Raw genomic sequence first — 22,306 nt, forward strand, 5'->3', positions numbered from 1 at the left:
GAGCCATAGACGACCACCGGGCCGGTTCAGCAGGCCCGCATGCCGGTCGTCGACCGCCGCACCCGCGGTGACAGTGACCGTGGCGCCCACGCCGGCCCGTGCCGCCGTATCGACGGCGGACGGGCCCGGGAGCGAGTCGTAGACGACCACCGGGCCGGATGTCCCCGGTGTCGCTGATGATGTACGCGCGTCTCCCGGAGGCCGGCGCCGCGTCCCTCTTCGAACCCTCGATCCTGCGGGCCCTGACCGCCGAACCGCCGGTCGGCGGGCACCCGGTGCGGGTGCTCCGCTCACGGCTCGGCGAGGACGCGATGGCGGTGCGAGCGGCGGCCCGGGCACGGGCGGAACTGGGAACGTGAGCTGCCCGGCCCGTGCCCTGCGACCGGGTGCGTCAGCCGAGACCGTTCGACTTCAGCCAGGCCTTCGCCACGTCCAGCGGGTCCCCGTTCTCCAGCTGGACCTGGGAGTCCATGACGAGGAGGGCCTTCGTGTCCAGCTTGGCCGAGACCGCGTTCAGGGCGGCCACGCCCTCCTGGGTGAGACCGGACTTGTAGACCAGCGGGGTCACGTTCGCGAAGCCGAAGAGGTTCTTCGGGTCCTGGAGGACGACGAACTTCTCCTTGGTGATGGTCGGGTCGGTCGTGAAGATGTCCGCGGCCTGCACGGTGTTCTTCTTGAGCGCCGCCTGGGTCAGCGGGCCGCCCGCGTCGAGGGCCTTGAAGGACTCGAACTTCAGCCCGTACTGGGACTCCAGGCCGAGCAGACCCTGCTGCCGGGTCTGGAACTCCGGCGAACCGCCGATGACCAGTTTCGGGGCGATGGACTTGAGGTCGGCGAGGGTGGACTCGGCGGTCAGGTTGTACTGCTTCGCGGTGGCCGCGTTGACCGTGACCGAGTCCTTGTCCTCGGCGGGCGCCGAGTCCAGCAGCGTCAGCTTGGAGTCGAGCTTCGCCTTGACGGCCGTGTTCACGCCCTCCTTGGACTCCTGCTTCGCGTCCTTGTCGAGGTAGGCCAGCAGGGAGCCGTTGTACTCGGGCAGGACGGTGATGGAGCCGTTCTTCAGCAGGCCGTAGGTGGTCTCGCGGCTGCCGATGTTGGGCTTGTAGGTGACCTTGACGCCCTTGGCCTTCAGGGCCTCGCCGTAGATGTCGGCGAGCAGGATGCTCTCGGCGAAGTTGTTGGAGCCGACGACGACGGTGTCACCACTGGCGGCGCCTCCCGTGTCCTCGCTCAGCGGGTCGGAGCTGTCGTCGGAGGACCCGCATCCCGCCAGCAGGACCGTGGCGGCGGCGAGCGCGACGGCGGCCACGCCGGGGTTCTTCCTGAGGGACCTGCGGTGTGCGGCGGTAGAAGTCACGATTCCCGTTCCGGAAGTCAGGGGATGCAAGGTGATCCGGGGCGTTCGAGAAGGGAAGCCCTTGCACTGATCCAATCCAGCCTGTTCTCACTCAGTCAAGACCAGCCTGGTCACAATTGGCGACACCCTAAGGTCGGTTGTGAAGGAAAAGCGAAACCGGCGCGCGGGGTACGACTCGGGTTGTAACGGATTCTTGACTCAGGGCGGCAACAAGCGCTGTCCGAAGAGGCTGTAGTCTCGCCGCAGTTGGCGCCGGTCACACAGGCGTGCAGGAGCCATTCAGGTGTCCCTACGCACCGTCCCGTAGCGATCATATTCGGTCAGGTCCGCTCGCGCGCGCCGACCGAGACACCCACGAAGGAGGGCTGGTGTCCACGAACGAGGTGGACGCGTCCACCCGGTCGGCACCGTCGCCGGACCGGGACGGTGCACGCGGCAACCGGGGCCTGCGGGACTTCGCCGAGCGCTGGCCGTTCCGGCGCAAGCTGAACATCCTGGTGGGTGTGCCCCTCGCGGTGGTCGCCGCGCTGCTGGCGTATCTCTTCGCCGACCAGGTCGGCCAGTCCCAGGACGCGTCGGACGCGGCCCAGCTGGTGCGGGACAGCGCCCAGGTGGCCAAGCTCGTCGGGCAGTTGGAGGCCGAGCACCAGCAGGCCGTCCTGCTCTCCGTGCGCCACCAGTCCAGCTGGAACGGCGCCACCCCCTCGCGGACCGCCTACCGCGAGGCCCAGATCCGCGTGGACAACCAGGTGGAGAAGGTCCGAGCGGTCTTCGGCGGCCGGCTGCCGCGGGAGGAGGCCCAGGCACTGCGCGAGGTCGACGGGCTGGAGGACCTGCGGGGCACCATCGAGCGGTCCTACCTGCCCGCCGACAACATCGACCCGGCCTACAGCGACGCCGCGAAGGGCCTGATCGACGGCCTCGGGCTCGACCGTGACCCGGCCCTCGCCGCCACCTTCACCGGCAACCTGCTCGACTCGCTGCTGCGCGCCGACGCCGCGCACGGTTCCTTCGAGACCGGTGTCTTCTCCGCGACGACCGGCGACTCCAACGCCCTCATCGAGCTGATCGGCGCCATCGGCTCCTACGACGAGTACATCCACCAGGTGGAGCGCTTCGGCCGGTTCGCCACGGCGGGGCAGGCCGAGCAACTCGGCGACATCGAGCACAACACGGCCCAGGCGGCGATCGCCCGGCAGTACGCCGAGCTCCAGATCGACCCCGGCTCGCTGCAGGCGCAGAGCCCGGCCGAGATCAAGCAGGCCTTCCAGACGGCGCTCGACTCCTACCCGGACTACCGCGCCCAGGCCCGGACCCGGCTGAAGACCACCACCTCGCTCATCGACCAGATCGCCGACCGCGCCGACGCCGCCTCCCGGGACGCGCGTACGAACGCGGCCTGGCTGCTCGGATCGGCCCTGCTCGGCTTCGTGCTCTGGCTCGCCTTCTCGGTCGCCGTACGGCGCTCGGTGGTGCGCCCGGTGCAGGCGCTCACCGGTGCCGCCAAGCAGGTCGCCGAGGTCGCGGGCCGTGAGCTGGCCCGGGTGGCCGACGACGACACCGAGGACACCGGGACACCGCTGCTCCAGGAGATGCCGGTCACCGCGAAGGACGAGATCGGCGATCTCGCCGACGTGTTCAACCAGGTGCAGACCACCGCGGTCGCGCTCCTGGAACGCCAGGTGCTCAGCCGCCGCAACGTCGCCGAGATGTTCGGCAGCGTGGGGCGCCGGGTCAGCAACCTCACGACCAGGCAGCTGGCCCTGATCGACGCCGTGGAACGCGGCGAGACCGACCCCGCACTCCTCGAACGCCTCTACAGCATCGACCACATCGCGGTCCGCCTGCGCCGCAACGCCGACAGCCTGATGCTGCTCGCCGGCATCCGCGAGACCGTCCTCGACTCCGGGCCGCTCGCCCTCACCAACGTGGTCCGCGCCGCGCTCGGCCAGATCGAGGGGTTCCAGCGGGTCTCCCTCCAGGCCGGGACGGAGGTCATGGTCGAGCCGGACATCATCGGCGACCTCACCCTGATGGTGGCCGAACTCGTCGAGAACGCCGTGTCGTTCTCGCCCGTCGGCAGTCCCGTCGAGGTGATCGTCAAGGACAGCCACGAGGGCGCGCTGGTCGTGATCTCCGACCACGGTCTCGGCATGAGCGCCGAGCGCCTGGAGGAGGAGAACGGCCGCCTCATCCGCCGCGAACGCCTCGACCTCGTCCCGACGAAGGTGCTCGGCCTGTTCGTGGTCGGCACCCTGGCCCGCCGCTGGGAGGTGGGCGTCGCACTCTCCCGCACCCCCGGCGGCGGCGTGACGGCCGAGGTGACGATCCCCTCGTCCCTGCTGCTGACGATGAGCCCGGTGGCGGTGACCTCCACCGCGGCGGACTCCGGCACGGTGCCGGACACGGCGGAGGATTCCCGTACGGTCTCGGCGGCGGCCACCGCCCCGGAAACGCGCCCGGCACCGGCCTGGGCCTCGGACTCCGGCGCGGACACGACTCCGGCCCCGAAGCCGGTCCCCGCAACAGGTCCTACGGCCGCACGGCCCGAGTCCGTCCAGGAGGCGACCGGGGCCCCGACGGCCCGACGGGGTACCACCGCCTCGGAGCCCGGCGTCACGGGGGCCGCCGCCGACGGCGATCACGCCCCGCTCCCCCGCCGGGTCCCGCACCGCGACCCGGCCCCCGAACCCTCCTCCCCCGCGGCCCCGTTCATCCCGAAGGCCCGCACCGGCGAGGTACCCGGGGGCGGTGACGGTGACGGAGGCGAGGGCCCCCGGCCCCTGCGTCGCCGGGTCCGCGGCGCCACGCTGCGCACCACCGTCGGTGCCGAGGCCGTGCAGAAGACGGCTCCGCCCAAGCCCGCCGACGCGGATGCCGTACGCGACGCGCTCGACGAGTTCGAGGCGGCCGTGGAGCGCGCCCACCGGGACAGCGAGACCGGCAGCCACACCAGACCGGCGTCCGTCGCCGACAAGGCCGACGTGGAAACCCACCAGACCGCAGCCAACCCCCCGCACGAACAGAACCACTCCCCGGAAGGAGCGGAGCAGTGAGCACGTCCACAGGTGACACGCCTACGGAAGGCACCACGCCCGCCGACCTGCAGGCCGCCGCAGCCGACTTCACCTGGCTGCTGAACCGTTTCGCGACGGAGACCGCGGGTGTCGTCGACGCCATCGCCGTGTCCTCCGACGGGCTGCTCATCGCCGTGTCGGAGCTGCGCGAGCACGCGGACTCCGAACGCCTGGCCGCGATCGTCTCCGGCATCACCAGCCTGGCCGCCGGAGCCTCCGGCAACTACGGCCTCGGCAGCCTCAACAAGGTCATCATCGACCTGGAGGGCGGCCATGTCCTGGTCTCCGCGATCGGCAGCGGCGCCGTGCTCGGCGTCGTCACCGACAAGGAGGCCAAGCTCGGCAACATCGCGTACGAGATGACGCTGTTCGCGAACCGTGCCGGCAGCGCGCTCAGCCCCCAGCTCGTACTCGAACTGAAGAACAGCGTCGGCACCGCGGCGAAGCGCTGACCGAGCCGATCGAGGAGGAAGCGCATTCATGGCGGACGGCAGCACGCCTCCGAACCCGGAGCCGGGCGGTCCGGTGCCCGCCGTACGGCCGTTCCTCGTCACCGCCGGCCGGGTGGCGCCCGATCCGTCCGGCCGGACGATGCCCGTCGAGACCCAGGTGGTGGCCACCGCCGAGGGACTCGCCGTGCTCGACCGGCTCGCCTTCGAACAGCACGACATCGTCGCCGCGTGCCGCATCCCGCAGTCCATCGCGGAGATCGCGGCCCGGCTGCGGCTGCACCTGAACGTGGTGCGGATCCTCGCCGAGGACCTGCGCACGGCGGGGCAGCTGACGGTGCACGTGCCCGACACCGACGTCACCCACGACGCGTCCGTCCTGCGCAGGCTGATCGACGGCCTGCGTGCCATCCCCGACTCCCGAGGGGTACTCCGTGACACCGACTGAACCGGCCACCCGGCCCTCGGCCGCGCCCTCCGCCGCCGTACGACCGCCGCTGCCGGTCAAAATGGTGATCGCGGGCGGCTTCGGGGTGGGCAAGACCACCGCGGTCGGCTCGATCTCCGAGATCGAGCCGCTGACCACCGAGGCCGCCATCACCGAGGTCGCCGCGGGTGTGGACGACCTCAGCCACACCCCGCGCAAGACCACGACGACGGTCGCGATGGACTTCGGCTGCATCACCGTCGACCCGACCCTGAAGCTGTACCTGTTCGGCACGCCGGGCCAGGAGCGCTTCGGCTTCATGTGGGACGACATCGTCGAGGGCGCGCTCGGGGGTCTGGTCATCGTCGACACCCGCCGCCTCGACGACTGCTATGCCGCGGTCGACTACTTCGAGCACAAGCAGATCCCGTTCGCCGTCGCCGTCAACGCCTTCGACGGCAAGGTCGAGCACACCCTGGACGAGGTCCGCTGGGCCCTCGACGTCAGCGAGCGGGTCCCGGTCATCGTCTTCGACGCGAGGGAGCGGGGTTCGGTGCGGGACGCGCTGCTGGTCGTCCTGGAACAGGCGCTGGCCCGCACGCAGGCGTGACGAGGGCCGGGGGCGAACTCCCCCGGCCCTCTCCCTGGTTGCTCTAGTTGCTCCTGAGTACCCCGCGCGAGACCGTGAGCCGGGTGATCCCCCAGAACACCGCCAGCGTCGCCAGCGCCATGAGCGCGACCAGCGCGGCCCCGCCCACGACCTTCTCGTAGTTGCGCTGGTACAGCCCGTCCACGATGTACCGGCCGAGCCCGCCCAAGGAGACGTACGCGGCGATCGTGGCCGTCGACACGATCTGGATGGCCGCCGAGCGCAGCCCGCCGAGGATCAGCGGAAGGGCCACCGGCAGTTCGACCCGGAACAGCACCTCCACCTCGTGCATGCCCATCCCGCGGGCCGCGTCCACCGGGGCGGGGTCCACCGACCGCATCGCCTCGTAGCTGGTGACCAGGATCGGCGGTACGGCGAGCACGACCAGCGGGATCATCACGTTGATCAGCCCGAACCCGAGCGACAGGGTCATCAGCACCAGCAGTCCGAAGGTGGGCACGGCCCGCCCGGCGACGGCGATGAAGGCCAACGCGTTGCCGCCCCGCCCGTAGTGCCCGGTGACGAGCCCCACCGGCAGCCCGATCGCCGCGGCGATGGCGAGCGCCTCCAGGGTGTACTGGACGTGCTCCCCCAGCCGCGTGGGAATGCCGTCGTAGCCCTGCCAGTGCGCGCTGTCGCTGAAGAAGGCGTTGATGAAGTTGAGGATGTTCACCGGGCGGCTACCTCCGGTTCGGGCCGCTGCGCGCGCCGCGCACGCGCGCCGCTCGGCATCCACGGCGTCATGAGCAGTCGCACACCGACCAGCAGCCCGTCGGCGAGGATCGCGAGGACCGCCATGGTCAGCACGGCGTTCACGGCGAGTTCGGGCCGGTTGTAGATGTTGGCGTCGTTGATGAGGTTGCCGAGCGCGCCCTGGTTGCCGATGAGCGCGCCGACGCTGACGAGCGAGATGCTCGACACAGTCGCCACCCGCAGCCCCGCGATGATGGCGGGCACGGCGATCGGCAGCTGGACCTGGACGTAGCGGCGTACGGGTCCGAAGCCCATCGCCGTCGCGGCCGCGAGGGTCTCCTGCGGCACCGAACGGACGCCGTCGACGATCGCCGGGACCAGGATGACGAGCGTGTAGACGGTGAGCGGGATCATCACCGTGAGCTCGGTCTGACCGGTGTAGTCGATGAGGACCACGAAGAAGGCCAGCGACGGGATCGCGTACAGCACGGTCGTCACCCACAGCACGGGCGGGTACAGCCACCGGAAACGCACGCACAGCTGGGACAGCGGCAGGGCGATCAGCAGCCCGGCGAGGACCGGCAGCAGGGCTTCCCTGAGGTGCAGCCCGATCAGTCCGAGCCAGCTGTGCTGGAGGTCGCTCGGGATGTCGAAGAAGCCGCTCATCGGGCGACCTGGGCGTCCGTACGGCCCTCCGCGTGGGCCCCGCGGATCGCCTCGCCGATGGCCTGCTGGGAGACCACCCCGGCCACCCGCCCCTCGGCGTCGACACCGACGGCCCACCCGGTGGGCGAGAGCACGGCACAGTCCAGCGCGGCCCGCAGCGAGTCGGTGCCGGCCAGGAAGGGCCGTCCGTACGAGACCAGTCGCGTCGCGTCGACACCGCCCGCGGTCAGGTCCCCGGGCTCGATCCAGCCGAGGGGCCTGCCGTCCACGTCGGTGACGAGGAGGTAGGGGGCCTCGGAAGTGCCGCGGGCGGCGATCTGCTCGGCGGTGGCGTCGACGGCGACGACCGGCGCGGTGAGCAGCCGCAGTCCCGCGGAGGGGAAGAAGGAGAGCCGCCGGATGCCCCGGTCGGTGCCGAGGAAGTCCTCGACGAACGCGTCGGCCGGGTTCGACAGAAGTTCGGCGGGCGGCGCGTACTGGGCGAGCTTGCCGCCGGTGCGCATCACGGCGACCATCGTGCCGATCTTGACGGCCTCGTCGATGTCATGGGTGACGAAGACGATAGTTTTGCCCAACTCGTCCTGGATGCGCAGGAGTTCGTCCTGGAGCCCCTTGCGGACGATGGGGTCGACGGCGGAGAACGGCTCGTCCATCAGCAGCACCGGCGGATCGGCGGCGAGGGCCCGCGCCACACCGACGCGCTGCTGCTGGCCGCCGGACAGCTGGTAGGGGTACCGCTTGGCGAGCGAACCGTCGAGCCCGACCCGCTCCATCAGCTCCCGGGCCCGGGCCCGCGCCTTCTCCTTGCCCCAGCCCAGCATCCGGGGCACGGTCGCGATGTTGTCGACGATCGTGCGGTGCTGGAAGAGGCCGGCGTTCTGGATGACGTACCCCATGGACCGGCGCAGCGTGTTGACCGACTGCTGCCGGCTGTCCTTGCCGTCGATCAGGATGGTCCCCTCGCTGGGTTCGACCATCCGGTTGATCATGCGCAGGGTCGTGGTCTTGCCACAGCCCGAGGGACCGACGAGGACCGTGATCGAGCGGTCGGGAATCTCCAGGGAGAGCCGGTCGACCGCCACCGTGCCGTCCGGGTACCGCTTGGTGACTGAATCTATCCGTATCAAGGCGCCGAATACCCTTCGGGTCTGGCAGAGGTCGTCCGCATTCGGCCGGTCCAGCAGGCCGTCCGGCAGAGTCTAGACCGGTTGTGTACGTCGAAGGCGGTTGGTCCCGGCGCCGCTGTGGGTGTCCTGTGAGTCCCCTGGTTCTCACCCTTCGGGAGAACGCGCCATGACGACCCTTGCCCCACCGCCCGCGCCGTCCGTTCCGGAGGGCAGGCACCGGGCCGCGGTGCCCTCCATGAGTGCGCAGGGTCACTCTGCCGTGACACCCTCCCTGACGGCGGGGAATCCAGGGGTACGCAGCACCCGTCGCTCCGCGTCCACCGCGAACACCTCGCAGCCCTCCAGCGAGGCCGCCCAGTCGACGCCCTCCGCACCCATCGCGAAGGCCGCTGTGGCGACCGAGTCGGCCTCCGTCAGGGTCGGCGCCACGACCGTCAGGCTGAGCAGGCCCGTCGCCGGGCGGCCGGTGCGGCCGTCGAGGATGTGGTCGCCGCGCTCGTAGCGGGCGGAGGTGGCCACCGCCCCGTCGGTGAGCGACAGCACCGTGCACAGCTGGTCGGCGTGCTCGGGGTGGCGTACGCCCACCCGCCAGGGGCCGCCGGAGACGACCACGTCACCACCGGCGTTCAGGACGAGACGCGTCGCGCCGGCCGCCCCGAGCAGTTCGGCCGCCCGCTGCACCGACCAGCCCTTGACCACCGCGCAGGGGTCGAGGCGGCGACCGGGCAGCCGTACGTCGAAGGCGCCGCCGGTGGCCTTCCGGTAGTGCTCGCACAGGTCGAGGATCTCGGCGAGGTCCGCGCTCACCTCCGACAGCTCGCCGCGGTCGTACCGCGAGACCTCGCTGTCCTCCTTGAACGGGCTGAACCTGGCGTCCACCTCGCGCAGCCAGGCGAAGACCGTGTCCGCCGCGGACTCGGGGACGCTCTCGTCGTCGGCCCGCAGCGAGACGGGGAAGCCCATGACGTGTTCGACGCGGTGCAGCATGCCCGTTCCTCAGCCCTTCGCGTCGATGGCGGCCTGGAGGGACTCCTTGTAGCCCCCGCTGGTGATGGTCGCACCGGAGACGGTGTCGATGTCCGCGCTCTGCGCCCGAAGCGTCTCCGCGACCAGCTTCGGCACGGCCGCCGTGGTCTGCGGATGGTTCGGCTGCTGGAGCATCCTCACCGCCGTGATCTCCGTACCGGAGAAGGTCACCTGGACCTGGACGGTGCCCTTCTCCGTGTCGACCGCGGTGCCGTCGACGGTCTTGGACGCCTGCTCCGAGGACGAGGAGGAGGCAGAGGAGGAGGGAGACGACGAGGCCGCCGACGCCCTCTTCGCGTTGTCGTCGATCGTGGCCTGGAGGGACTTCTTGTAGGCCTCACTGGTGATCGTCGCGCCCGACACGGTGTCGATGTCCGCGCTCTGCGCCCGAAGCGTCTCCGCGACGAGCTTCGGCACGGCCGCCGTGGTCTGCGGGTGGTCCGGCTGCTGGAGCATCTTCACGGCGGTGATCTTCGTACCGTCGAAGGTGACCTGGAGCTGTACGGGCCCCTTCTCGGTGTTGATCGTCGAGCTCGTGACGACGTTCGAACCGGAGGATCCCGAGGACGAGGAGGAGGCCGACGAGGGCGCAGGCGTGGTGGCCTGGACGGTCGAGGAGCCCGCCGAGGGCTGGTACAGCCAGACGGGGACCAGGCCCGCGATGCTGAGGACGACGACAGGTATGGCTCGTTTCACGGTCTGTTCCTCATCCCGCCAGGCTGAAGCGTTCGAAGTGGATCTGCGGCCCCGGCACGTCCAGCTCGCGCAGACTGCCCAGGACCGCCTTCATCATCGGGGGCGGTCCGCACAGGAAGACGTCCCGGTCGGCGATGTCGGGCACGAGCCGCGCCAGCTCGCCGGCCGCCAGCTTGTCGGGCACCGGCGGTCCGGTGACCAGGTGGAGATCGGCGCCCTTGGCGATCGCGAGGTCGCGCAGCTCGTCGTAGAGGACGGCGTCCCGGTCGGAGCCGACCCGGTAGATGACGACGGCGTGGCCGTGCACCTCCTCCAGCAGGGCCCGGATGGGGGTGACGCCGACGCCGCCGGCGATGAGCACGGACTCGGGCCGGGTGCGGTGCAGGGCCGTGAAGGCGCCATAGGGGCCCTCGGCGAAGACGCGGGTGCCGACCTTGAGGTGCCTCAGGGCGGCGCTGCCCTCGCCGGCCGCCTTGGCGGTCAGGCGCAGGGTCCTGCCGTCCGGGGCTGCGGACAGGGAGAAGGGGTTGGCCTGCCACCAGCGGTCGGCGGTCAGGAACCGCCACAGGAAGAACTGGCCCGCCCGCGCGGGGAGTTGGTCGAGGTCCTTGCCGCTGACGTAGACCGAGACGACGTGGTCGCTCTCGGGGACGACGGCCGTGACCCGGAACTGGTGGCGCCAGTTGCGCCACAGCGGGAGCACCGCGCGGCCCAGGACGACCGAGCCGAGGGCCACGCTCCAGACGCCGTACCAGTAGGCCGTGGCGAGGGACGAGGACGTGAAGGTCGTACCGACCGAGACCTGGTGGGTGAAGGCGAGCACCACGGCGACGTAGGTGTACAGGTGGATGAAGTGCCAGGTCTCGTACGCGAGGCGGCGCCGGGCGTAGCGGGCGGAGACCGCGCCGACCACGAGGATCAGGAAGAACGCGACGACCGCGCGGAGCACGCCCTCGGTGGTCTCGGCGAGGTCCACGATCTCACCGATCGGCCCCACGTCGGTGCCCTCGGCGTAGCCGAAGCTGATGAAGACGACGTGCGCGAGGAGCGTCCACAGGATGCCGAAGCCGGTCCAGCGGTGCCAGGAGGTCAGCCGGTCCATGCCGATGCGGCGGTCGAGCCAGGGCAGCCGGGCCACCAGGACCAGCTGGAAGGCCATGATGAGCGCGGCGTACAGGCCGGTGAGGCGGCCGAGCACGATGAGCGCGTTGGAGGCGAAGCCGGCCTGGGCGAAGAACCAGGCGACGACGGCCGCGTTGGCGGCCAGCACGGCGTAGAGCCCGGTGCGGGCCACCACCCTGGGGCGTTTGATCGCCGTGGGGGACGTGGGGGGCGATTGGACGGTCGTCACGGGTCGTAGCTCCTTGGTCGGGGCCTGGGATAACCGAGTGGACAACCGAGCTTGTCCGGCCGGAGCTGTCGATCAGCTGTCGTACAACTTTCAAGAGGTTATCGATCTGCGCACGGGACCCACCCCGCTCTGGCTTTCCGGCCGCCGTGAAGCACTATGAGCGGGTGGAAAAAGTACGACTCCTCGTCGTGGACGACGACCCGCCGATCGCCGATCTCGTGGCGACGGTCGCCCGCTACGAGGGCTGGGAGGCGGTCACCGCCAACTCCGGCGAGGAGGCGCTCGGCCGCGCCGCCGAGTTCCGTCCCGACATCGTGGTGCTCGACCTGATGCTGCCCGACATCGACGGCTTCGGGGTCCTGGACCGGCTGCGCCGCTCGGGCACCATGGTGCCCGTGGTGTTCCTCACGGCTCGGGACGCGGTCGCCGACCGGGTGGCGGGGCTGACCCGCGGCGGGGACGACTACCTGGTCAAGCCGTTCGCGGTGGAGGAGCTGATGGCCCGGCTGCGGACCGTCCTGCGGCGCAGCGCCGGGCCCGGCTTCCAGCGCTCGGTGCTCGGGGTCGCGGACCTCACGATGGACGAGGACACCCGCGAGGTGCGGCGCGGCGACAAGCTGCTCACGCTCACCCCGACCGAGTACGAGGTGCTCAGGTACCTGATGCGCAAGTCGCCGACCGTGCTCACCAAGGCGCAGATCCTCGACCACGTGTGGGAGTACGGCTTCGGCGGCCGCTCCAACGTCGTCGAGCTGGTCGTCAGCCGGCTGCGCCGCAAGCTGGACGACACGGGCGAGCCGCTGATCCACACCGTGCGGGGCTTCGGGTACGTCATCCGGCAGGCGGCCGAGTGATCCGCCGGCTCCTCAGGTCGTACCGGCGGCTGCGGCTCGGTACCCGGCTGGCGCTGGGGCTCGGGGCGCTGGCGCTGGTGGTGTTCGCCGTGGTCGGCACGGCCCTGACGACCTATATGCGGGACTACCTGTCGAACCAGCTCGACGACCAGCTGGGGCTGGCCCAGGTCGCCCAGTCCAGGAGCATCGCGGAGAACGGCACGCTCGCGGGCAAGAAGTACTGGGGCTGGTACTACGCGGTGTACGACGTGTCGCACGGCTCCCCCGTGCTCCGCAGGCCCGAGGAGCCGAGCGACCTGCCCGAGGACGTCGCCGGCCTCACCGCCGTGGCCAAGGCGCAGATCTCCGCGAACACCGAGGTGCTGAGCACCGAGGACATCGCGGGCCAGGGCGAGTACCGGCTGCGCAGCTGCGAGGTCAAACCCGGCGTGATCCTGGTCAGCGCCGCGCCGATGGCCGACATCGACGACACGGTACGGCGGCTGATCACGGTCCAGGTGGTCGCCTTCGGGCTCGCCCTGCTGGCGCTGGTGCTGGCGGGCCGGCGGATGCTGCGCCGGGGCCTGAAGCCGCTGAGCGACATGGCGCACACCGCGCACGGCATCGCCCTGCACGACCTCACCGAGACGGCGTCCCGGCTGCCGCTGCGCGCCGACAGGCGGGGCGGCGGGCCGGAGGTGGAGGAGCTGCGGACGGCGTTCAACACCATGCTGGAGCACATCGACGACTCGCTCGCGGTCCGCGCGGCGGCCGAGCAGCGGCTGCGCCGGTTCGTCGCGGACGCCTCGCACGAGCTGCGCACGCCCTTGATGTCGGTACGGGGCTACGCGGACCTCTTCCAGTACGCCGCCGCCAACGCCCCCGAGGAGCGCGACAAGCACCTGGCCCGGCTGCGCGCCGAGGCCGCCCGCATGGGTTTCCTGCTGGACGACCTGCTGCTGCTCGCCCGGCTGGACGCGGCGGAGGTGGAGACCCCGCTCAGGCCCGTCGAGGTGGACCTGGTGGAGCTGGTGGAACACGCGGCCGACGCGTTCCGGGCGAGCCACCCGGACCATCCGCTGTCCTTCGAGGAGGGTCCGCAGGCTCTGAAGCTGCGCCTCGACCCGCAGCGGGTGCGCCAGGTCGTCGACAACCTCCTCACCAACGCGGCCGTGCACACCCCGGCGGGCACGGCGGTCTCGGTCGGCGTGCGGGTGCGGGACGGGCACGCACAGGTGCGGATCGCCGACGCCGGGCCGGGCATCCCGGCCGCCGACCAGGAGCGGGTCTTCGACCGCTTCTACCGTGTCGACAAGGCCCGCAGCCGGGACCGGGGCGGCAGCGGCCTCGGCCTCGCGGTGGCGAGCTCCCTGGTGCGGGCGCACGGCGGCACGATCGAGCTGGGCAGCGCGCCCGGCTCGACGGTGTTCACCGTGTCGCTGCCGCTGAACCTCACCCGGCCGTGAGTCTTACGAAGCCGTGACGTGACCGCGCGGCCCGGCCGTCCGGCCCGGTCCGGGCCCTAGCGTGAGGGCATGCGCGTACTGGTCACCGGCGGTGCCGGTTTCATCGGGTCCCAGATCGTCGAGGCGCTCGCGGCACACGGCCACGAGCCCCTCCTGTACGACGTCCGGTCCGACCCCGCGTCCGACGTACGGGACCCCGACGCCGTCCGGAAGGCCCTGAGCGGAGTGGACGCGGTGTGCCACCAGGCGGCCATGGTCGGCCTCGGTGCGGATTTCGCCGACGCTCCGGGGTACGTCTCCCACAACGACCTCGGAACGGCGGTCCTGCTCGCCGCGATGGCCGAGACGGGGGTGCGGCGGCTGGTGCTGGCCGGGTCGATGGTGGTGTACGGCGAGGGCAGGTACGCCTGTGCCGTGCACGGAACCGTACGGCCGGGTCCGCGGGCCGTGGCCGACCTGGACGCGGGGCGCTTCGAGCCGCCGTGCCCGCGGTGCGGCGCGGCCCTGTCCCCCGGTCTGGTCGGCGAGGACGCTCCGGTCGACCCGCGGAACGTGTACGCGGCGACCAAGCTCACCCAGGAGCATCTGACGGCGTCCTGGGCGCGGGCCACGGGCGGCTCCGCGGTGGCCCTGCGCTACCACAACGTGTACGGCCCTGGCATGCCCCGCGACACCCCGTACGCCGGGGTCGCCTCCTTCTTCCGCTCCGCGCTCGCCCGCGGTGCGGCCCCGCGCGTCTTCGAGGACGGCGGTCAGCGCCGGGACTTCGTGCACGTGCGGGATGTGGCGGCGGCCAACGTGGCGGCGCTGGAGGCGAGTTCACGGGACGGCGCGCTCACGTCGTACAACACCGGAAGCGGCGAGCCGCACACCGTGGGCGAGATGGCCCGCGCGCTGGCCGAGGCGTACGGCGGTCCCGAGCCCGTGGTCACCGGGGAGTACCGTCTCGGGGACGTACGGCACATCACGGCGGACTCGGCGCGGCTGCGGGCGGAGCTGGGGTGGAAGGCGGAGGTCGGATTCGCCGAGGGAATGCGGGAGTTCGCGGGCGCGGGGATGCGGGACGCGTAGCCCGCGGTGGACCGGTGGTGCCGCCCGCGAAAGAAAGCGGCCGCGGGCGGCGCCACCATTTTTGCAGCGGCCCCTTTACCAAGGGGCCGCTTTTTCACGAGGCGACCGGTCGGGAGGCGGCCGCTTCAGGAGGCCGCCGTCGGCAGCACCACCTCGAAGCGGCAGCCGCCCGGCACATTGCGTACGGTGGCCCGGCCCGCGTGGGCCTCCACGATGCCCCGGACGATGGCGAGGCCAAGTCCCGCTCCGGCGGGCGGGGTCCGGGCGTGGGTGCCGCGCCAGCCGGTGTCGAAGACGCGGGGCAGGTCCTCCTCGGGGATGCCGCCGCAGCCGTCCGTGACGGACACGACGACCCCCTCGGCGCGGTGCTCTGCGGCCACCGCGACCGTGCCGTCGGCGGGGGTGCGGCGGATGGCGTTGACGAGGAGGTTGCCGAGCACGCGGCTCATCTCCTTGCCGTCCACCTCGACCGGCACGGCCGCCACCCGGTCGCCGACCAGCCGTACGCCGTGCTCGCGGGCCAGCGGGTAGGCGCCCGCGAGGGCGTCCGAGACGAGGTCGTACAGGGAGATCCGGCTCGGGCTCAGCGCCAGCGCCCCCGCGTGGATGCGGGAGAGCTCGAAGAGGTCGCCGACCATGGCGTTGAGGCGTTCGACCTCGGTGCGGATCTGCCGCAGGTAGCGGGCGGGGTCGGCGGCGACGCCGTCCTCCAGGGCCTCGGACATCGCGCGCAGGCCGGCGAGCGGGGTGCGCAGGTCGTGGGAGATCCAGGCGACGAGTTCGCGCCGGGAGGACTCCAGGGCGCGCTCCCGCTCGCGGGACTCGGCGAGTTTAGCGCTGGTGAGCTCCAACTCCCGGCTGAGATCGGTGAGTTCGGCGGTCGTGGGGCCGCCGGGCGAGGTGAAGTCGCCGCCGTCACCGAAGGAGCGGGCGGCGAGCGTGAGGGCCCGGCTGCGGGCGGAGACCCAGCGGCCGAGCAGCAGGGCGGTGGCCAGTGAGACCACGGCGGCCATCAGCACGACGGTCGTGACGACCCTCAGGTCGTGCCCGGACAGGAACATGGCCTGGGCGACCGCGAGGGTCCCGGCCAGCATCGCGGTGACGCCGACGGCGGCGACCACGGTGAGGTGCAGGGAGAGCGAGCGGCGGCGGATCAGCAGCAGCACCCAGGCGCCGAGGAGCCCGGCGACGGCGGCACCGAGGAAGGCGTAGAGGGCGATGAGAAGCGTGTCGCTCATGGCCGGGCCCCGCTTTCCGCGACGCCTTCGAAGCGGTATCCGACACCCCACACGGTCTGGATGAGCCGCGGGCGCGCCGGGTCGTCCTCCACCTTTCCGCGCAGCCTGCGGACGTGGACGGTGACGGTGGACAGGTCGCCGAAGTCCCAGCCCCACACCTCACGCATCAGGTCCTCCCGGCCGAAGACCCGGCCGGGGTGCCGCAGGAAGAACGCGAGGAGGTCGAACTCGCGGATGGTGAGGGCGAGTTCGGCGCCGTTCTTGACGGCACGGCGGGCCTGCGGATCGAGGCTCAGCCCGGCCGCGCGGAGGGCTCCGGACTGCTGGGCGGGCCGGGAGCGGCGCAGCACGGACTCGACGCGCAGCACCAGTTCGCGGGGGCTGAAGGGCTTGGTGACGTAGTCGTCGGCGCCGACCTCCAGGCCCAGGATGCGGTCGTCCTCGTCGCCGCGGGCGGTGAGCATGATGACCGGGACGGGCCCGCGTCCCCGCATCCGGCGGCACACCTCCAGGCCGTCCATGCCGGGCAGCATCAGGTCGAGGACGACGAGGTCCGGGCGGTGCTCGGCGGCGCGGGCGAGTGCCTCGGGGCCGTCGGCGGCCCGGTCCACGAGGTATCCGGCCCGGTCCAGGTAGCCGGAGACCACCTCGGCGACGGTGGGGTCGTCGTCGACGACGAGGACCCGGGGCCGGGTCTGTGCGTACTGCTGCTGCTCCATGCCGCCAGCCTCGCACCGCGCGCGCGAATGCGCCGCGGGCTGCCGCCGACGTCCTTGTTTCGTAAGGAGCCGGAGTCCGGTATGCGCGCTTTGCGTTCGTAGGGTGAAAGCCGTGACGACACCTTCTCTGAACGAACCGGCGGCGTCCGTGGACGTCGTGCTGCCCTGTCTGGACGAGGCAGGGGCCCTGCCGTGGGTGCTGGAACGCATTCCGCCCGGGTGGCGCGCGCTGGTCGTCGACAACGGCTCCACGGACGGTTCCGCCCGCATCGCCCACGCCCTCGGCGCGACCGTCGTCCACGAGGAGCGGCGCGGTTTCGGCGCCGCCTGCCATGCGGGGCTGACCGCGGCCACGGCCGACATCGTGTGCTTCTGCGACTGCGACGCCTCGCTGGACCCCTCCGACCTGGTGCCCTTCGTGGCCGAGGTGCTGGCCGGCGAGGCGGACCTCGTGCTCGGCCGGCGCCGTCCGCAGGCCCGTGGCGCCTGGCCGCCGCACGCCCGGGCCGGCAATCTCGCGCTCTCCCGGCTGCTGCGCCGCCGTACCGGTCTGCGCCTGCGTGACCTGGGCCCGCTGCGGGCCGCCCGGCGCGAGCCGCTGCTCGCCCTCGGCCTGACGGACCGGCGCAGCGGCTATCCCCTGCAGATGGTGGTGCGGGCGGCCGACGCGGGCTGGCGGATCACCGAGCACGACGTGCCGTACCACCCGCGCACCGGCGCCTCGAAGGTGACGGGCACCTGGCGGGGCACCTGGCAGGCGGTGCGGGACATGAGCCACGTCCTCAACGAGACGGGGGTGCGCGCGTGACCACGCTGCTCGTCATCGCCAAGGAGCCGAGGCCGGGGCGGGTGAAGACCCGGCTCACCCCGCCGTTCACGCCCGAGGCGGCGGCCGCGCTGGCCGAGGCGTCCCTCGCGGACACCCTCGACGTGGTGGCCCGTACCCCGGCCCGGCGCCGGGTGCTGGTCCTGGAGGGCGCGCCTGGCCCCTGGCTGCCGCCGGGTTTCGAGGTCGTCCAGCAGTGCGCGGGCGGCCTCGACGAACGGCTGGCCGCCGCCTTCGCGGGCTGCGAAGGCCCGGCCCTGCTCATCGGCATGGACACGCCCCAGGTGACCCCCGAGCTGCTCACGGTGGACTTCACCGACTGCGATGCCTGGTTCGGGCCGGCCGAGGACGGCGGCTTCTGGGCCCTGGGCCTGGCGGAACCTGACCCCGCCCTGCTGCGCGGCGTCCCGATGTCGACGCCCCGCACCGGCGCCGCCCAGCGCGCCCGGCTCAGCGGACTGCGGGTGCGGGAGCTGCCGGCGCTGCGGGACGTGGACACGGCGCACGACGCGGAACTGGTCGCGCGGGCGGCACCGGACGGACGGTTCGCGGCGGAGCTGGCACGGCTCGCGGCGGTGCCGCGGTGAGGGGGCCGCAGGTCGGCGTGGCGACCCGGCCCGCCGCGGACACGGCACCCGTACGGCCGGACGGCGGGACGGGAGCCGGGCCGGAGACGGGCGGAACCCGCCCACGCCGCGCGGACACTCCACCCCCACGGACGGACGGTGTCGGACGCCGGCCGGACACCGGCCGGACAGAGGACTCGGAGACGGTCGCGGCGGCAGCGGCGGCGACCGGCACACTCCCCGGCCCCCGGCCGGCACTCCCGGGCGTCGACGCCCGGCCGTACGACGGCACCTGGTCCGCCGACCCCTACGCGCGGGCCCTGCGCACCGGTCGCGGGCCCCTCTTCCTGCGCCGCTCCGACGGCTGGCTGCTCCCGCTGGAACTGGAGCGTTGGTGCGCCGCCGCGGATGCCGCGGACCTGGAGGTGCTGCGGCGCTGCGAGGGTGCGGTGCTGGACGTCGGGTGCGGTCCGGGACGGCTGGTCGCCGCGCTCGGGGCCCGTGGCCGGCGGGTGCTCGGCATCGACGTGAGCGAGGCTGCGGTCGCGCGGACCGTCGCGCTCGGCGGGCAGGCCCTACGGCGGTCCGTCTTCGAGTCCCTGCCGGGCGAGGGCCGTTGGGGCACCGCGCTGCTGATCGACGGCAACGTCGGCATCGGCGGCGACCCGCGGGCCCTGCTCGACCGGATGACCCAACTGCTCGACTCCGACGGCCTGTTGATCGCCGAGACGGTCACCGGCCCGGATCTCGACGAGCGGGTCCAGGTGCGTGTCGCCGACGCCCGGGGTGCCGTCGGCAACCCGTTCCCGTGGGCCCGGCTCGGCACCCCCGCCCTGCTGCGGCACGCCGCACGCTCCGGCTGGGCGTCCGTGGATCAGTGGACGGCGGGCGGCCGCTCCTTCGTCGCCCTGCGCCGCCGTACGACGAAGACCACCGCGGAACCGCCGAAGAGCACGGCCGTCACCAGCAGCCAGCGGGCCAGGAATCCGTCCGCGGACAGGCCGGTCACCCGGGCGTAACGGTCCGCGACCTGCCCGCTGATCAGCGGGAACCACACGAGCAGGAGCAGCAGGGAGAAGGCGGCGGGGATCCGGACGTACAGGACGTGCCGCCCCGCCGTCCTCACCAGTGCCCGGTCCGCCGCAGCGTACAGCGGCAGCAGCACCAGGTCGTGCAGAAGGGCCGCGCCGACGAACCACAGCGCGACCCCGAACCAGTCGCCTGCCAGCAGCCGCACTCCCGCATATCCCGCGAGGGCGAACGAACAGACGAGCAGGAGGAGTTGGAGAGGACTGCCGAGAGGGATCCGCATCACAGGTCTCCGAAGGTCAGCCGCGCCACCCACTTGGTGTTGAGCACACCGGGGGCCGCGGGCACGATGATCCGGGCCGGGTGGCCGTGGTCCGGGGTCAGGTCCTCGCCGTTGACGGACAGGGCGAGCAGGGACCGCGGGTCGGCGACCTGGTTGGCGCGCAGGGCGGCCCGCCGGAAGGCGCCGTGCCGTTGCAGCGACTCCACGAGGACGTCCGGCGGATCGTCCTCGTACCCGACGAGCACCGCGAGGTCCCGCAGCCGTACTCCGCGCCACCACTGGTCGGAGGTCGACCAGCCCTCCACGCAGGCGATGGGCAACGCCGAGCTGTGCAGGGGCAGTCGGAGGAGTTCGGCACGGCCAAGGCGGACCGTGCGGCCGTCGCGCCCGGCGACGACCAGCCGCCAGGCCTCCTCACCGGTCTCGGCCGGGTCGATCCCCGCGTACGCGGCGGTCTTGTTGATCTGGAAGCCGCCCGGTCCGGACCCCGGCTCGGCGCCGCCGTGCGGGGCGAGGAGGGCGGTCCGGCGCAGGACGCCGTCGAAGTTCTGTCCGGCCGTGGTGAGGAACAGCAGCAGCGAACCGCCCCCGACGAACCAGAGCGCCCCGCGCCGCGACACGGTCGGCTCGGCCGGGTCCGGGGACACCGACTCACCCTGCTCCTCCCGGGATTCCCGAAGCCGGCGGAGATTGCGCAGCGCGAGCGGCGTCTTCAGCACGGCATGGACGACGAACGCGGTGAAGAACACCCACGCCCCGTAGAAGTGCAGCGGGTAGAAGGAGCCCGGGAAGAGGTAGTCCAGCTGGACGTTGAGCACCCCGGTCACGAACTCGAACAGGGCGCCGCCGACCAGCAGCAGCAGCGAGACCCGCTCCAGGGCGTGGGCGAGCGAACGCGCGGGCGGCAGCGTGAACAGCTTCGGCGCCACGGACCACAGCTTGGCCAGCAGGACGGGGATCAGGGTGATGCCCAGGGTGACGTGGACACCCTGGTCCAGCCGGTACAGCCAGTGCGGGTCGGTCGGCCACGAGAAGAGGTAGAAGCCGAGGATCCCCTTGTCCGGGGTCTTGTCGTTCACCGGCGCGAGGTCCGGGTTGTAGGCGGCGTACGACAGCAGGCCCGTCACGAACAGCAGGGTGATTCCGCCGAGGAGGACGATCCCGAGGACCGAGGTGAGCCAGGGACCGCGCAGCGGGCTGCGCCAGAAGGAGGGTGCGAAGGGAGACCGTGCCATGTCCCGACGGTAGGCCCGCGCCACCCCGGGGACCGCCCGCGAACCATGACGAAACTCTGACGTCGTCGCATGTCAGCCGTACGGAGGCGGTCGTGCGGCCTAGCGTCGTGCGGGTGAACCGGGACCTCCTTCGTGACCTGTACGCGGCCGTGTGCGCCGCGCTGCTCGTGCTGACCGCCGTCCTGGTCGGCCGGGCGATCCAGCACCGGGACGGCTCGCTCCGTGTCGACTGGCCGCCTCTGCTGGCGAGTTGGGACCCGCATGTCGGCCCCGGCACCCCGGCCGCGGTGCTCGTCGCCGTCGTCGTGGTGGTCTACGGTCCCTCGCTCGCCGTCCGGCTCCCCTGGCGTCCGCTGCTGCTCGCCGTCTGGGGCGCGGGCATGGCCTGGACGTGGTCCCTGGCCCTCGTGGACGGCTGGCACCGGGGCGTCGCCGAGCAGCTCACCACCAAGAACGAGTACCTCCGGGCCGTCGATCGCTTCCACGACATCCCGGCGGCCCTGCGCGGCTTCACCGGGCACATCCTGATCGGCTCGCCGGACAACTGGGGCGCCCACGTCGCCGGGCATCCCCCGGGCGCGACCCTCACCTTCGTCCTGCTCGACCGGGTCGGGCTCGGCGGCGGTGGCTGGGCGGGGGCCTGGTGCATCACCGTCGGCACGACCGCGGCGGTCGCGGTCCTGATCGCCGTACGCACCCTTGCCGACGAGGCGCTCGCCCGCCGCGCCGCGCCCTTCCTGGTCCTGGCCCCGGCCGCGGTCTGGGTGGGCACGTCGGCCGACGGGTACTTCGCGGCGGTGGCCGCGTGGGCGGTGACCCTGCTCGCCCTCGCGGTGCGGGGGGTACGGCCGGGACCGTACGGCTTCTGCTCAGGGCTGTTGTTCGGGCTGACCGTCTATCTGTCGTACGGCCTGACCCTGATGGCCGTCGTCGCGGGGGCGGTGCTGCTGCTGGGCTCCGCGCGTCGGCCCCTGCTGTTCGCGCTGGCCGGGTTCGTGGTCGTGCCGGTGCTGTTCACCGTGTCCGGGTTCGCGTGGTGGGAGGGGTACCGGGTGCTGGTGACGCGGTACTACCAGGGGGCGGGCGGGGTCCGGCCGTACGGGTACTGGGTGTGGGCGAACCTCGCGTGCACGGTGCTGATCGTGGGGCCGGCGACGGTGGCGGGGGTGCGGCGGGCTGTGGTCCGGCCGGGACTGTGGCCACGGCTGCGGTCGCGGCCGCGCGGTGACCACGGCGATCTTCGGCTCAGTCTGCTGGTGCTCAGTGCTCTTCTCGCGCTCCTCCTCGCGGATCTGTCCGGGATGAGCAAGGCGGAGACCGAGCGGATCTGGTTGCCGTTCGCGATGTGGCTGCTGCCCGCGTGCGCCTTTCTGACGGGGGCGCGCGGATGGCTGGTCGGGCAGGCGGTGCTGGCGCTGCTCCTCAACCACCTGTTGCTGACGGGGTGGTGAGGCACCACGACTGCCGTGGAGGTCCGAGACGGCCGAGAGGACCGGACCGGCCGTGCACGGCCGGTCCGGTC

At 72.3% G+C, this 22,306-nt stretch carries 23 protein-coding genes and 1 pseudogene; 12 read left to right on the forward strand and 12 right to left on the reverse strand.

The genetic code is table 11. The annotated features are described in order from the left end of the window. Positions 1–150: MlrC C-terminal domain-containing protein (locus tag H293_RS55475; RefSeq protein WP_397895715.1), on the reverse strand; the 150-nt coding region annotated here is incomplete at its 3' end. 26 nt (positions 151–176) lie between these two features. Here H293_RS55475 and H293_RS60495 point away from each other — a divergent pair. After that, a complete protein-coding gene (locus tag H293_RS60495) occupies positions 177–359 on the forward strand; it encodes a hypothetical protein (protein ID WP_259294575.1) in 183 nt (60 codons plus the stop codon). 32 nt (positions 360–391) lie between these two features. Here the strand turns inward: H293_RS60495 and H293_RS0132955 are convergent, their stop codons facing one another. Next, entirely contained in the window at positions 392–1,357 is a 966-nt protein-coding gene (locus H293_RS0132955; protein ID WP_028808407.1) for an ABC transporter substrate-binding protein, read from the reverse strand. A 368-nt stretch (positions 1,358–1,725) separates the two neighbouring features. On the opposite strand from H293_RS0132955, the gene H293_RS0132960 reads away from it, so the two are divergent. The 4 genes from H293_RS0132960 to H293_RS0132975 are packed head-to-tail and all read left to right on the forward strand — an operon-like array spanning position 1,726 to position 5,920. Next, entirely contained in the window at positions 1,726–4,413 is a 2,688-nt protein-coding gene (locus H293_RS0132960; protein WP_020122087.1) for an ATP-binding protein, read from the forward strand. Then, positions 4,410–4,886, forward strand: coding sequence for a roadblock/LC7 domain-containing protein (locus H293_RS0132965; RefSeq protein ID WP_007385464.1), 477 nt, complete (start codon positions 4,410–4,412; stop codon positions 4,884–4,886). Before H293_RS0132960 ends, H293_RS0132965 begins: the two co-directional genes overlap by 4 nt. A 28-nt stretch (positions 4,887–4,914) precedes the next feature. Continuing rightward, complete coding sequence (locus H293_RS0132970; protein ID WP_020122088.1) at positions 4,915–5,331, forward strand: DUF742 domain-containing protein; 417 nt, start codon at positions 4,915–4,917, stop codon at positions 5,329–5,331. Then, a complete protein-coding gene (locus H293_RS0132975; RefSeq protein ID WP_028808408.1) occupies positions 5,318–5,920 on the forward strand; it encodes a GTP-binding protein in 603 nt (200 codons plus the stop codon). The genes H293_RS0132970 and H293_RS0132975 overlap by 14 nt, the downstream gene beginning before the upstream one ends. 43 nt (positions 5,921–5,963) lie before the next feature. Here H293_RS0132975 and H293_RS0132980 read toward each other — a convergent pair whose 3' ends face one another. The 6 genes from H293_RS0132980 to H293_RS0133005 all read right to left on the reverse strand — a co-directional run bounded on the left by H293_RS0132980 (position 5,964) and on the right by H293_RS0133005 (position 11,518). Further along, complete coding sequence (locus tag H293_RS0132980) at positions 5,964–6,632, reverse strand: ABC transporter permease (protein WP_020122090.1); 669 nt, start codon at positions 6,630–6,632, stop codon at positions 5,964–5,966. Then, complete coding sequence (locus H293_RS0132985) at positions 6,629–7,318, reverse strand: ABC transporter permease (RefSeq protein ID WP_020122091.1); 690 nt, start codon at positions 7,316–7,318, stop codon at positions 6,629–6,631. The genes H293_RS0132980 and H293_RS0132985 overlap by 4 nt, the downstream gene beginning before the upstream one ends. Further along, the gene (locus H293_RS0132990) at positions 7,315–8,445 is read right to left on the reverse strand and encodes an ABC transporter ATP-binding protein (RefSeq protein ID WP_078612744.1); all 1,131 of its coding nucleotides are present in this window, start codon (positions 8,443–8,445) and stop codon (positions 7,315–7,317) included. Before H293_RS0132990 ends, H293_RS0132985 begins: the two co-directional genes overlap by 4 nt. Positions 8,446–8,694: 249 nt before the next feature. Further along, positions 8,695–9,432, reverse strand: a complete 738-nt coding sequence (locus tag H293_RS0132995) for an FAD:protein FMN transferase (RefSeq protein ID WP_020122093.1) — start codon at positions 9,430–9,432, stop codon at positions 8,695–8,697. Between the two features lie 9 nt (positions 9,433–9,441). Beyond that, on the reverse strand, positions 9,442–10,167 hold the full coding sequence (locus H293_RS0133000) for an FMN-binding protein (RefSeq protein WP_020122094.1): 726 nt from the start codon (positions 10,165–10,167) through the stop codon (positions 9,442–9,444). Between the two features lie 10 nt (positions 10,168–10,177). Then, complete coding sequence (locus H293_RS0133005; RefSeq protein WP_020122095.1) at positions 10,178–11,518, reverse strand: ferredoxin reductase family protein; 1,341 nt, start codon at positions 11,516–11,518, stop codon at positions 10,178–10,180. Positions 11,519–11,682: 164 nt separating this feature from the next. Here H293_RS0133005 and H293_RS0133010 point away from each other — a divergent pair, with 164 nt between their 5' ends. From H293_RS0133010 to H293_RS0133020, 3 genes are all read left to right on the forward strand, one after another. Further along, the gene (locus H293_RS0133010; RefSeq protein ID WP_028808409.1) at positions 11,683–12,372 is read left to right on the forward strand and encodes a response regulator transcription factor; all 690 of its coding nucleotides are present in this window, start codon (positions 11,683–11,685) and stop codon (positions 12,370–12,372) included. Then, positions 12,369–13,817, forward strand: a complete 1,449-nt coding sequence (locus H293_RS0133015; RefSeq protein ID WP_020122097.1) for a sensor histidine kinase — start codon at positions 12,369–12,371, stop codon at positions 13,815–13,817. Before H293_RS0133010 ends, H293_RS0133015 begins: the two co-directional genes overlap by 4 nt. Before the next feature lie 69 nt (positions 13,818–13,886). After that, positions 13,887–14,888, forward strand: a complete 1,002-nt coding sequence (locus H293_RS0133020) for an NAD-dependent epimerase/dehydratase family protein (protein WP_020122098.1) — start codon at positions 13,887–13,889, stop codon at positions 14,886–14,888. 125 nt (positions 14,889–15,013) lie between these two features. On the opposite strand, the gene H293_RS0133025 is transcribed toward H293_RS0133020, so the two are convergent. Next, the gene (locus tag H293_RS0133025; protein WP_020122099.1) at positions 15,014–16,126 is read right to left on the reverse strand and encodes a sensor histidine kinase; all 1,113 of its coding nucleotides are present in this window, start codon (positions 16,124–16,126) and stop codon (positions 15,014–15,016) included. Then, a complete protein-coding gene (locus tag H293_RS0133030) occupies positions 16,123–16,845 on the reverse strand; it encodes a response regulator transcription factor (protein ID WP_020122100.1) in 723 nt (240 codons plus the stop codon). The genes H293_RS0133025 and H293_RS0133030 overlap by 4 nt, the downstream gene beginning before the upstream one ends. A gap of 103 nt (positions 16,846–16,948) precedes the next feature. Between H293_RS0133030 and H293_RS0133035 the strand changes: the two genes are divergently transcribed. From H293_RS0133035 to H293_RS61500, 3 genes and pseudogenes are all read left to right on the forward strand, one after another. Beyond that, positions 16,949–17,653 carry a glycosyltransferase family 2 protein gene (locus tag H293_RS0133035; RefSeq protein ID WP_020122101.1) on the forward strand — a complete coding sequence of 235 codons (705 nt, stop codon included), beginning with the start codon at positions 16,949–16,951 and terminating at the stop codon, positions 17,651–17,653. Then, entirely contained in the window at positions 17,650–18,258 is a 609-nt protein-coding gene (locus H293_RS0133040; RefSeq protein ID WP_020122102.1) for a TIGR04282 family arsenosugar biosynthesis glycosyltransferase, read from the forward strand. The genes H293_RS0133035 and H293_RS0133040 overlap by 4 nt, the downstream gene beginning before the upstream one ends. Before the next feature lie 428 nt (positions 18,259–18,686). Further along, a pseudogene (locus H293_RS61500) lies at positions 18,687–18,935 on the forward strand (methyltransferase domain-containing protein); the annotation flags it as partial. A gap of 176 nt (positions 18,936–19,111) precedes the next feature. On the opposite strand, the gene H293_RS61505 reads toward H293_RS61500, so the two are convergent. Both H293_RS61505 and H293_RS0133050 read right to left on the reverse strand, forming a co-directional pair. Continuing rightward, positions 19,112–19,549, reverse strand: a complete 438-nt coding sequence (locus H293_RS61505) for a hypothetical protein (RefSeq protein ID WP_310591938.1) — start codon at positions 19,547–19,549, stop codon at positions 19,112–19,114. Further along, positions 19,549–20,784 (reverse strand): molybdopterin-dependent oxidoreductase, encoded by a 1,236-nt coding sequence (locus H293_RS0133050; RefSeq protein ID WP_020122104.1) that lies wholly within the window; start codon positions 20,782–20,784, stop codon positions 19,549–19,551. The genes H293_RS61505 and H293_RS0133050 overlap by 1 nt, the downstream gene beginning before the upstream one ends. A gap of 113 nt (positions 20,785–20,897) precedes the next feature. Here H293_RS0133050 and H293_RS0133055 point away from each other — a divergent pair, with 113 nt between their 5' ends. After that, positions 20,898–22,235, forward strand: coding sequence for a hypothetical protein (locus H293_RS0133055; RefSeq protein ID WP_028808410.1), 1,338 nt, complete (start codon positions 20,898–20,900; stop codon positions 22,233–22,235). The last annotated feature ends 71 nt before the right edge of the window (positions 22,236–22,306 follow it).

Origin of the sequence: Streptomyces canus 299MFChir4.1, assembly GCF_000383615.1 — a bacterium.
Classification (GTDB): domain Bacteria; phylum Actinomycetota; class Actinomycetes; order Streptomycetales; family Streptomycetaceae; genus Streptomyces; species Streptomyces canus_C.